Here is an 8296-nt window from a genome sequence, read left to right on the forward strand (position 1 = left end):
CCCGAGCGGGAGGACGGGGCCGCGGGGGGCCGTACGGCGTCAGAGCAGGCCGAGGGCCGGCATCAGGTAGTAGAAGGCGAACACCGCCGCCACCGCATACATGGGGGCGGGGACCTCGCGGCCGCGGCCGGCGGCCAGGCGCAGCACGCAGAAGGCGATGAAGCCCATGCCGATGCCGTTGGTGATGCTGTAGGTGAACGGCATCACCACGATGGTCAGGAAGGCCGGGATCGCGATCGTGTAGTCGGCCCAGTCGATCTCCTTGATCGAGTTGGCCAGGATCAGGAAGCCGACGGCGATCAGGGCCGGGGTCGCGGCCTGGGCCGGGACCATGGTGGCGAGCGGGGTGAGGAAGAGCGCCAGCGCGAAGAGCAGGCCGGTGACGATCGAGGCGAAGCCGGTCCGGGCGCCCTCGCCGACGCCGGCGGTGGACTCGACGAAGCAGGTGTTGGCGGAGGCCGAGGTGGCGCCGCCGGCCGCGGTGGCGATGCCGTCGACCATCAGGACCTTGTTGATGCCGGGCAGGTCGCCCTTCTCGTCCAGCAGGTGGGCCTCGTCGGCCACGCCGAGGATGGTGCCCATCGCGTCGAAGAAGCACGACATCAGCACGGTGAAGACGAACAGCACGCCGGTCAGCACGCCGACCTTCTCGAAGCCGCCGAACAGGCTGACCTTGCCGATCAGCCCGAAGTCCGGCTCGGAGACCGGGTTGCCCGGCCAGATCGGGACGGTGAGGCCCCACTTGAGCGCCGGGACGTCGGCCACCTTGTCGATGATCACGGCGAGCGCGGTGGAGACCGCGATGCTGATCAGGATGGCGCCGGGCACCTTGCGGATCAGCAGGATCAGGGTGAGCGTCAGGCCGATCACGAAGATCAGCACCGGGAAGCCGAGCAGGTGCCCGTTGCCGCCCAGCTGGAGCGGGACGGTGGTGTGGGCGGCGTCCGGGATGCGGCTGACGAAGCCGGAGTCGACCAGACCGACCAGGCTGATGAACAGACCGATACCGATCGCGATGGCCTTGCGCAGGCCGAGCGGGACGGCGCTCATGACCCGCTCGCGCAGACCGGTGGCGACCAGCAGCATGATCGCGAAGCCGGCCAGCACGACCATGCCCATGGCGTCCGGCCAGGTCATCTTGGGGGCGAGCTGGAGCGCCACGATCGTGTTGACGCCGAGGCCGGCGGCCAGGCCGATCGGGACGTTGCCGATGACGCCCATCAGGAGGGTGGTGAGACCCGCGGTCAGGGCGGTGGCGGTGACCAGCTGGGCGCTGTTCAGGTGCGTCCCGGTGATGTCCGTGCCGCTGGCCAGGATGATCGGGTTCAGCACCAGGATGTACGCCATGGTGAAGAAGGTGGCGACACCACCGCGGATCTCGCGCGACAGGGTCGAGCCTCGCTCGCTGATCCGGAAGAAGCGGTCGACGGCGCTCGTGGGGGGCTGCGGCGCGGCGTCGGCGGGTTCGGGCGACTCGGTGGTCGGCTGGACCACAGGCATGCGTGCGTCCTCTGTGGGGGAGCTGAGGAGAGGGAGGGGACGCCCGGGGCGTCGGTGGCCGGGCGCAGATCCTTAAGTATGGTTTCCCGATCGCACACGCGCTATCTTCGCGCGTAGAGCCTGCACGGGGTCACGGCGCCCACAAAGCCGCCCACCGCACCGTACGCTAGGCCCCATGCCCAAGACGCCACTGCACCCCTCGCCCCCTCCGCTGGAGGCCAACGACGTCGCCATCGTCGGCGGCGGCACGGTGCTGTGGTTCATCGCCTTCCTCGCCCTGATCCCCTTCCAGGGCACCCTCTCGGCGCACGGCCACGGCACCTGGCCCTGGATCTGCCTCTCCGGCGGCCTGCTCGGCCTGCTCGGCGTCTGGTACTGCCGCGCCCGGCGGGCCGCCATCGCCCGCAGCCGCGCCGCCGAGGCGGCCGAACACACGGCCCGGCACAACGGCCAGAACCCGGCCACCCAGTCGGACTGAATAGTCCTTTAGTAGCACGCATCGGTCATAAGGCACCCGTAGAGTCGGTGCCATGACGCAGCCTGCCCAGCCAGCGGAAGAGCGGCCGACCGACGGAAACCACCCGGACGGAGCACACCCCCTCGGCCTGCTGCCCGGCCGGCGCGGCGGCCTGAGCACCGCCGAGGTGGCCGAGCGGGTCGCCAAGGGCCAGGTCAACGACGTCCCGGTACGGTCCAGCCGGTCCACCAGGGAGATCGTCCGGGCCAACGTCTTCACCCGCTTCAACGCGATCATCGGCGTGATGTTCGGGATCATCCTGATCGTCGGTCCGATCCAGGACGGCCTGTTCGGCCTGGTCATCGTGGCCAACACGGCGATCGGCATCATCCAGGAGCTGCGCGCCAAGAAGACCCTGGACAGCCTGGCGCTGATCGGCGAGGCGCGCCCGCAGGTCCGCCGGGACGGCGCCGTCCAGCAGATCGGCGTCTCCGAGATCGTCCTCGACGACACCGTGCTGCTCGGCATCGGCGACAAGGTGATCGTGGACGGCGAGGTCACCGAGGCGGACGGCCTGGAGATCGACGAGTCGCTGCTCACCGGCGAACCCGACCCGGTCCTCAAGCAGCCCGGCGACCAGGTGATGTCCGGCAGCTTCGTGGTGGCCGGCGCGGGCGCGTTCACCGCCACCAAGGTCGGCCGCGAGGCCTACGCGGCCCAGCTCGCCGAGGAGGCCAGCAAGTTCACCCTGGTGAAGTCGGAGCTGCGCACCGGCATCGACAGCATCCTGCGGTTCATCACCTACCTGCTGATCCCCACCGCCCTCGGTCTGATCATCAGCCAGCTGGCCGTCGAGGGCCGGGACTGGCGCGAGGCCGTGCGGCGCATGGTGGCCGGCATCGTGCCGATGGTCCCCGAGGGACTGGTGCTGCTGACCTCCGTCGCCTTCGCGATCGGCGTGGTCCGGCTCGGCCGCAAGCAGTGCCTGGTCCAGGAGCTCCCGGCGATCGAGGGCCTGGCCCGCGTGGACACCGTCTGCCTGGACAAGACCGGCACCCTCACCGAGGGCGGCATGGACGTGGTCGACCTGCGGGTGCTCTCGAACGGGGAGCCCGCCGCCGTCGACAAGGACACCATCAAGCACGCACTGGCCGTGATGGCCGGCGCCGACGCCCGCCCCAACCCGTCCATGCAGGCCGTCATCGACGCGTACGGGCGCGGCGACGACGGCGCGGAGGGCACGCCGAAGAACGGCTGGCGGGTGATCGAGGCGATGCCCTTCTCCTCCGCCCGCAAGTGGAGCGGCGTGCAGCTGCTGGAGCCGCAGGGCGGCGAGGCCAGCTGGCTGCTCGGCGCACCCGACGTGCTGCTGCCCGCCGGGCACCCGGCGCTGGCCGAGGTGGACGAGCTGGGCGCCCGGGGCCTGCGGGTGCTGCTGCTGGGCCGCACCCCCGTCCCGCTGGACTCCCCCGACCCGGCCGCCGACCTCACCCCGCTCGCCCTGGTGGTGCTCCAGCAGCGGCTGCGCTCGGACGCCGCCGAGACCCTGCGCTACTTCGAGGGCCAGCAGGTCCGGGCCAAGGTCATCTCCGGCGACGCGGCAGTCTCGGTCGGCGCGGTGGCCGGCCACCTGGGCCTGCCCGGCGCCGATCACCCGCTGGACGCCCGCACCCTGCCCGCCGACCCGGAGGAGCTCGCCGAGACCGCCGACCGGACCAGTGTCTTCGGCCGGGTCACCCCGCAGCAGAAGCGCCGGCTGGTCGGGGCACTGCAGTCCCGTGGCCACACCGTGGCGATGACCGGTGACGGCGTCAACGACGTGCTCGCGCTCAAGGACGCCGACATCGGCGTGGCGATGGGCACCGGCTCCGACGCCACCAAGGCGGTCGCCCAGATCGTGCTGCTGAACGACTCCTTCGCCACGCTGCCGTCGGTGGTCGCCGAGGGCCGCCGGGTGATCGGCAACATCGAGCGGGTTGCCTCACTCTTCCTGGTGAAGACGGTCTACTCGGTCCTGCTGGCACTCCTGGTGATCTTCACCCACTCGCCGTACCCGTTCCTGCCCCGGCACTCCACCGTGCTGTCCTCGCTGACCATCGGCGTGCCGGCCTTCTTCCTCGCACTCGCCCCCAACAACGAGCGGGCCCGCACCGGCTTCGTCAAGCGCGTGCTGCGGCTGGCGATCCCCGGCGGCGCCATCGCCGGCACCGGCACCTTCGTCGCCTACACGCTCGCCCGCACCAACCACGCGACCGACCTCAGGGCCGACACCAGCGTGGCCACCCTGACGCTCTTCCTGATCGCCATCTGGGTCCTCGCCATCGTCGCCCGCCCGTACACCTGGTGGCGACTGCTGCTGATCGGCGCCATGGGTGGCGCCTTCGCCCTGGTCCTGCTGGTCCCCTCGCTGAAGAGCTTCTTCGAGCTCTCCCTGGTCGGCTTCCGCGACCCGCTCACGGGCGTCGCCATCGCGGTGGTCTGCGGCATCGCCCTGGAGATCACCTGGCGCATCATGAAGCGCCGCGGCCTGGAGTGACGTGCCCGGCGACCGGGCACGCCGCAGCGTGACAAACCCCCGCGCGCAGCCGATGATGGCCCGGAAGGGGGGTGCCGGATGGCGCGCAGGGGTGGGGAGTTGGAGGCGTTCATCGCCTTCCTGGGCGGGTTGCTGGCGGCCGGGTCGGCCGCCCTGGCGATGGCGGTCGTCGGCGTGGCCGTCCGGCCGACGCCCGCGCTGCGGACCGCCGCACTGGTGACGCTCGGCGCGGTCTGGCTGACCGCCACCACCACCGTCTACTGGCGGCTGCGGGCACGCACCCGCTGAGCCCGGCAGGCGCGCACCCGCTGAGCCCGGCAGGCGCGCACCCGCCGAGCCCGGCAGGCGCGCACCCGCCGAGAGTCCGGCCGGTGTGCGCCGCCGGGCTCAGCCCTCGAAGTCGCGGGCGGCCGAGAGCTCGTAGGCGCGGTCGGGCTCGCTGAGGGCGGCCAGCACCTCGAAGCGGCGGTGCCACTGTCCGACCGACCAGGCCAGCCCGGCGGCGAGGCCCTCCGGGGTGGCCGCGTGCAGCAGGCCGGGCACCGGCGGGACCTCGAACTCGTCGTCCTCGTCGCCGGCCTCGGCCAGCTCCGGGTCGTACGGCGGCTCCGGGGTGTCCGCCCCGGTGTCCCAGCGCCAGTCCACCGCCGCCTCGCCGCCGTCCGGCCCGACGACCAGCAGCTCCTCGTGCTCCTCGTAGGCGACCGGGCAGCCGGGCAGCAGCTCCCGCACCACCGCCGGGACCCGGTGCAGCACGCCCTCGGAGAGCACCCGGCCGCCCGCCACCTCGCTGGCCAGCGACACGTGCAGCCGCTCGGCGAGGTCGGCGGCCAGCGCCGGGGCGACCGGCAGCAGCGGGTACGGGTGCAGCAGCTGGACCAGGTCGGGGGCGTCGGCGACGACCGCCTCGGTGGCGTCCACCACCACGGTGTGGCCCGGCCGGCGCCCGGTGTCCGGGTCCAGCGGCGGCAGCGCCCGCACCACGTCCAGCGGCTCGATCCGCTCCCGGTCCACCCGGGCCAGCGCGGTGTGGATGCCGTGCAGCTGGCGGTGGCCGACCTCGGCGGCCGGGTCGGTCATCCGGTCCAGCACCTCGTCCGGCCCGTGCGGCTCGACGAGCAGCGCGGCCAGCGTGGTGCGCACCCCGAGCGCGTGCAGGAACTGGTCGTCCAGGGTGGTGCGGGCCTCGTCGTACAGGCCGCGCAGCAGCGGGTCGGCCCCGGCGGCGCGCAGACCGGCCGGCTCGCGGCCCGCCAGCACCGGGTGGTCGCGCAGCCACCACGCGGTGTACGGCGGCAGGTCGGCGTACGAGCCGTCCGGCAGCAGGGTGCGCACCGGATCGACCACGGCGTCCCGGTAGGGCGGGCGGGCCAGCGCGGCGAGCGCCTCCGGCCAGGCGTCGTCGTCCACCAGGTCGAGGTCGCGCACGGCCAGCAGCTCGGCGGCCACCGGCGGGACGCCGACCGCCTCGTCGGCCTGCAGCGCCTCCAGCGCGTCCTCGGCCCACTCGGCGAGCCCGTCCGGTGCCTCGTCCAGCAGGCCGGTGGGGTGGCCGCCGGCCGCGCGGTCGGCCGGGACGGTGGGGTCGAGCCGCTCCAGGTCGTCCGGGTCGAGCACCACGTCCTCGGCGCGCACCAGGACGAAGTCGGCCAGCACGCCGACGGCGGCGAGCACCTCCGGCCCCCAGCGCTCCAGCAGTTCGTCGTCCACCCAGCCGGCGTCCTCCTCACGCGCGAGCGCGGCGAACGGGCTTCCGGGCAGCACGAGCTCGCCGGCGCGGGCGGGCTCGCCCTCGTCGTCGAGCAGCGCCAGCCGGGCCAGCCAGGGGTGGGCGCCCGGCTCCGGGGCGGCGGCCTTCACCAACGCCAGGACGGCGTCGGCGAGTTCGAGAGCCGCGTCCAGGTCGTCCTCGGCCAGCTCGTAGGAGCGGGCGACGGCGGCCCGCACCTCGGGGGTGTCCAGCACCCCGGCCGGGGTGGCCGTGCCGGCGCCGAGCCTGGCCAGCAGCGGATGGGCGGCCTCGGGGTGGGCCAGCCGCAGGTCGAGCGCGGCGAGCGCGCCCGCGAGCGATTCGGGGTAGCCGGGGAAGGCCGCCCAGTCGGCGTCCTCGGAGGGCAGCAGGACGCGCCGCGGCCCGGTGACCGTCCGCCCGTCCGCGAGCGGAACGGGCAGCGCGCCGAGTGCCTCCGGATCGGCGGCGCCGAGCGCCGCGTACAGGTTGCGCCACCAGGCGGGCTCGCGGTCCAGGCCGCCGAGCTGGTCCACCACCTCGGCCAGCGGCACCCGGCGTACGTTCAGCACCCGCAGCTCGGTGCGGCGCTCCAGGCCGGCCGGCAGCAGCCCGGGGAAGATCGGCGCGAGCGCCTCGACGACCGAGCCGTCCGCGCCCTCCAGCAGCGTCGCGTCCCGGGGCCGCAGGGCGGGCGTGCCCTCCTCGACCGGCGCCGGGTGCGGCAGGAACGGCGTGCCGGGCAGCCGGGAGAGCACCGCGGCGCGCAGCGCGTTGTCCAGCGCGCCCCGGCCGAGCGGGGCCGGGACGAGCCGGAGCGAGCCGAGGTCGGCACCGCGGGCGCGCAACAACTCGGCGTAGCTGTCGGCGGCGCGCTCGGTGAGGAAGTCGGCCAGCGGACCGGGGGCGACGTGCCGGCGGGTGGAGTCCAGCGGGTAGGAGGCGATCAGCAGCGCGGGCAGACCGACCGGCTCGTCGCTGGGGGTGGGCGCGTGCAGCACGGAGGCGGATCCGGGCCGCTGCGGGGCGCCGTCCGGGCCGACCGGGACGGCCCAGGTCACCGTCCAGTACGGGCGGGCGCGCTCCTCGGTGGGCCGGTCGACCAGCAGTTCGGCGGAGAGCGTGCCGGAGGCGCCGGCGGTCTGCCAGACCGTATGCCGCAGCCGGCCGCCCGTGTCGTCGGTGACGGTGACCTCGGTGACCCCGTCCGGGCCGGTCTCGGCGGCGGCCCGGGTGAGCGTCCGGATGCCGTCCGGGGTCTCCACCACGACCTCGCGCAGGCCGGGCAGGGTGAGCAGCAGCGCGTCGTCGATCCCGTCCAGCAGGCGGCGGGTCAGGTCCTCGGCGGCGGCGTCCCGCAGCGGCAGCACGACCACCGTGTCGTAGCCCGCCGGGGCCGGGCCCTCGGCCGCGAACGGCAGCCGCAGCAGCGGCACGTGGCCGTCCCGGCGGCGCAGCTCGTCGGCCAGCTCGGGCTGCGCCCCGGCCAGCGCCCGGGCCTCGCCGAGCGACCAGCGCACCCCGCCGGTGGCGCTCAGCACGGCGGGCTCGTCGGTGACCGCGAGGACGGCGGCGAAGCCGACCCCGAACCGGCCGACGGCGGGCTCCTCACCGCGCTTGGAGGAGGCGCGCAGGGTGGACAGCGACTCGACGGCGGCCGCGTCCAGCGGGGCGCCGGTGTTGGCGGCGGCGAGCACGCCGTCGGCGAGGGTCAGCCGCAGCCGGCCGGGGCCGTGGCCGGCCCGGACCGCGGCGTCGGCCGCGTTCTGCGCCAACTCGACCACCAGGCGGTCCCGGTAGCCGCCGAGCGCCAGCTCCTCCTCGGCGTTGGCGTCCTCCCGGAACCGGGCCGGCGAGGCGGCCCAGGCGTCCAGCACCCGCCGGCGCAGCGCGGCGCTGCCGAAGGGGTCCGCGAGGTGCTCGTCCGTGCCGCTGCCGATGATCCGAGGTTCCACTGGACCTGCCGCCTTCCGCTGCCCTGTTCGTCGTAGGGCATTCTTCCCTGCCCCACTGACTGCTCCCGACCACAGACCGTCGCCCACGGCCCGACGGACGGCCGCGCAGGGGCCCGGAA

At 74.4% G+C, this 8296-nt stretch carries 5 protein-coding genes; 3 read left to right on the forward strand and 2 right to left on the reverse strand.

Annotated features, from left to right (window positions below; all coding sequences use genetic code 11):
- Window positions 1-39: 39 nt before the first annotated feature.
- On the reverse strand, window positions 40-1500 hold the full coding sequence (locus tag ACFU7Y_RS34410) for an NCS2 family permease (RefSeq protein ID WP_224279373.1): 1461 nt from the start codon (window positions 1498-1500) through the stop codon (window positions 40-42).
- A gap of 175 nt (window positions 1501-1675) precedes the next feature.
- Between ACFU7Y_RS34410 and ACFU7Y_RS34415 the strand changes: the two genes are divergently transcribed.
- The 3 genes from ACFU7Y_RS34415 (at window position 1676) to ACFU7Y_RS34425 (ending at window position 4781) form a co-directional block, all read left to right on the forward strand.
- Complete coding sequence (locus tag ACFU7Y_RS34415; RefSeq protein ID WP_224279371.1) at window positions 1676-1978, forward strand: DUF2530 domain-containing protein; 303 nt, start codon at window positions 1676-1678, stop codon at window positions 1976-1978.
- 52 nt (window positions 1979-2030) lie between these two features.
- A complete protein-coding gene (locus ACFU7Y_RS34420; RefSeq protein ID WP_224279369.1) occupies window positions 2031-4493 on the forward strand; it encodes an HAD-IC family P-type ATPase in 2463 nt (820 codons plus the stop codon).
- 78 nt (window positions 4494-4571) lie between these two features.
- On the forward strand, window positions 4572-4781 hold the full coding sequence (locus ACFU7Y_RS34425) for a hypothetical protein (RefSeq protein ID WP_224279367.1): 210 nt from the start codon (window positions 4572-4574) through the stop codon (window positions 4779-4781).
- Between the two features lie 99 nt (window positions 4782-4880).
- Here the strand turns inward: ACFU7Y_RS34425 and ACFU7Y_RS34430 are convergent, their stop codons facing one another.
- Window positions 4881-8177: a sacsin N-terminal ATP-binding-like domain-containing protein gene (locus tag ACFU7Y_RS34430; protein WP_380770721.1), complete on the reverse strand. Its 3297-nt coding sequence runs from the start codon at window positions 8175-8177 to the stop codon at window positions 4881-4883.
- Between the last annotated feature and the right edge of the window lie 119 nt (window positions 8178-8296).

The organism is Kitasatospora sp. NPDC057542, assembly GCF_042801945.1.
GTDB lineage: Bacteria > Actinomycetota > Actinomycetes > Streptomycetales > Streptomycetaceae > Kitasatospora.

Bases quoted from the DNA above. Each gene is read 5' to 3' on its own strand.
- ACFU7Y_RS34420 (WP_224279369.1), top strand. From the start codon at position 2,031: ATGACGCAGCCTGCCCAGCCAGCGGAAGAGCGGCCGACCGACGGAAAC.
- ACFU7Y_RS34410 (WP_224279373.1), bottom strand. From the start codon at position 1,500: ATGCCTGTGGTCCAGCCGACCACCGAGTCGCCCGAACCCGCCGACGCC.
- ACFU7Y_RS34425 (WP_224279367.1), top strand. From the start codon at position 4,572: ATGGCGCGCAGGGGTGGGGAGTTGGAGGCGTTCATCGCCTTCCTGGGC.
- ACFU7Y_RS34415 (WP_224279371.1), top strand. From the start codon at position 1,676: ATGCCCAAGACGCCACTGCACCCCTCGCCCCCTCCGCTGGAGGCCAAC.